Below are 2,689 nucleotides of genomic sequence, written 5' to 3'. Positions count from 1 at the left end.
TGAGCCTAGACCGGCTCGATGCTTCTGTCACCTCGTTCGGCTGCACTCGCAGTCCGGGCGGAGGGGACCGGCAGGGCCACACGGGGGGACACGGGGGCGAGTCACTGTGGCCCTGCCGGAGATCAAGGGCGCGACGAGGCAGGGATTGATGGCTGCCGACCCGTCGTCGGCTCAACTGCCTCGCCGCGCCCGCTTCAGCGGCAGATGTAGGCGGCTATCGCCTTCGCGGCGCCCTCCAGATCGGACACCGGATGCCGCCTGCCTGCCGAGTTCCATGAGTAGTACTGGCCGCCGTAGCCGACGAAGACCCACACGGGCATGCCGCGCCCACTTGGCGGGTTGACCATCAGCGCCGTGTTGTTGTCGCGCAGCTCAGCGTTGATGCTGAGCCGGGTCAGCGCGTCACGCAGTCGGATGAGCTTGTCCGCCTCGTCGCTTCGGTTCATGTAGGCCACCGCCGCAACCTCGATCGGGTTCATGTTCCGCTCCCTTCGGCCCGGCCGTTTCCGAGGCAGTCGAGGCACTCCCGCTCCCCACCCGAGTCGCGATCGTCATTGGTTTCGCCGCCGACGACGAGCTGACGGCGTGAATGGCACCGCTTGGTGCCACGTCCCCGACACGAAGGACAGGGTCTTGCCTCGCTGTTCTCGTCTGGCCGGGTCACCGTCGCCATCTCCTCGTTCATCCGGCGTTCCCTGTGGCGGGAAGCCGCTTGACGTACCGTGGTTGGTTGATGGCAAGTCCACCGGCAAAGCGAGTGCGATAGGACCCCCGAAAAGCCCCCCTCTTAACCCCCTGATGACCCCCGACGGGAGGAAGACCCCGAGATGCCAGACAGCATCCCGAATGTCCAACTCCGCGCATGGCGCAACGCGCAACAGCTCACCCGCGCCGAATTCGCCGAGCGGATCAACCGGACCCCTGTGGGCATCAAGGAACGTCTCACCGTCGATGAAGAACGCATTCGGCGATGGGAGGCCGGCGAAGTCTCCTGGCCCCGCGCACCATTTCGACTCGCGCTGACTCAAGCCACCGGACTACAGCCCGAAGATCTCGGCTTCTCCCCCACAAAGAGAGGCAGCGGCAATAGCCGCCTCATCGAGGCGCACATCATGCCGGTCGACGCGCTACGGGCCGAGGCCGAGTTGTACGGCACGATGGAACTCGCCCAGCAGCTCCAGGCGTCCGACGTCGGAACCGGCACCCTCGAAGCCCTCGCCGAAGCCGTCGATCTGCTGTGCCGCGCCTACCCGGTTGTTCCCGCCGCGACGTTACGGGACCGGACACAAAAGCGCCTCGCCCAGGTGACCCGGCTCCTGTCCGGCAGGATCACCCTCGACCAGCACCGCGAATTGCTGGTCATCACCGGATGGCTTACCGCCCTGCTCGGCTGCGTTCATTACGACCTGGGCGAGCGCGAGGAAGCCGAGACGGCCCGCCAGGCCGCCTACGAGATGGGCCGCCAGGTTGGGCACGGCGAACTCATGGGCTGGGCACACGAGATGTCCGCATGGTTCGCGCTGGTCGAAGGCCGATACGAAGACGTCGTCACCGCCGCCCGCCAAGGGCAGGCCCTCGCCGGCCAATCCAGCGCACAGGTACAACTCACCTTGCAAGAGGCCCGCGGCTTGGCCCGCATTGGCGACCGCCGCGAAGCAGACAGGGCGCTATCGCGCGGGGCCGACATCCTCGCCAAGCTCCCGCTTCCCGAGAACCCGGATCACCACTTCGTGTTCGACCACGCCAAGTGGGTGTTCTACGCCGCCACGGCCTACACATGGCTAGAGGACAACGACCGGGCCGAGGAACACGCGCTGGAGACGATCCAGATGCACACCCGCCCGGACGGCACATCCAACGCACCGATGCGAGTCGCCGACGCTCACATAGACCTCGGCATCGTCCACGCCCGACGCGGAGACCTAGACGCCGCCGTCGAGCAAGGCATGGCCGCATTCGACATGGAGCGCAGGTCGCTCACCGATCTCGTCAATCGAGCCGGAGACCTGGACCGCGTCCTACGCCAGCGATACCGTCGCGAAGCCCTTGCTGAAGAGTTTCACGAACGCTATGTGACCGCCCGCCGAGCCTTGACCGCTCGCCGCCCTGATCTCCTTGATTGAGTTGCTATAGCTGAGAGCTCGATCAAATCGTACGCCGTGGGCGCAGACCAGAGAAAGTACAAGCTTGATCACGCCCAGAACCAAACCGCGCAAACCTAGGACAAACAAGTGGACGAGTTTCCCGAATTCCATCATTTACAGTTGAGCTTTTTCCAGCTCTACTCCCAATGCATAGTTATGATCGAAACGATTGGCAGAGATGGCCAGCCTGGCATAGGTACGGGATTTCACATCGGCGATGGCTACTTGGTCACGGCCCGACATGTACTGGAAGATCGAGAACTCATCGGAATTACGCCAGCCGGAAACGGAGATATTAATCTAGAGAGCGTTGAGATTATGTATCCCAGCGACCCAACGGTAGATCTCGCTCTTATCCGGTCAGACTTCAATCTAAATTACTACATGAATCACGTGAAGTTCTGGGGCAGAGACGACGTCAAGAAAGTCGACCACATTGAGATTGGAGGTCATCTTGATGACTGGATCGATAACGGTCTCGTACTATTCGACGTCGTCCTTATGGGATACCCTCCGATTCCCACTTCTCACCCAACCCTGGTTGC

Annotated in this window: 3 protein-coding genes; 2 read left to right on the top strand and 1 reads right to left on the bottom strand. The window is 62.7% G+C overall.

The annotated features are described in order from the left end of the window. Nucleotides 1-194: 194 nt before the first annotated feature. Nucleotides 195-479 (bottom strand): hypothetical protein, encoded by a 285-nt coding sequence (locus IL992_RS45370; protein WP_079315398.1) that lies wholly within the window; start codon nucleotides 477-479, stop codon nucleotides 195-197. A gap of 348 nt (nucleotides 480-827) precedes the next feature. On the opposite strand from IL992_RS45370, the gene IL992_RS45365 reads away from it, so the two are divergent. Then, nucleotides 828-2,123, top strand: coding sequence for a helix-turn-helix domain-containing protein (locus tag IL992_RS45365; protein WP_193209475.1), 1,296 nt, complete (start codon nucleotides 828-830; stop codon nucleotides 2,121-2,123). A gap of 108 nt (nucleotides 2,124-2,231) precedes the next feature. Then, the coding region (locus tag IL992_RS45360) for a trypsin-like peptidase domain-containing protein (protein ID WP_193209474.1) at nucleotides 2,232-2,689 on the top strand (458 nt) is incomplete at its 3' end.

The organism is Microbispora sitophila (assembly GCF_014892245.1).
Lineage (GTDB): Bacteria > Actinomycetota > Actinomycetes > Streptosporangiales > Streptosporangiaceae > Microbispora > Microbispora siamensis.
Note: the sequence above shows the minus strand (reverse complement) of the source record. Positions and strands in the feature narration are given on the sequence as shown.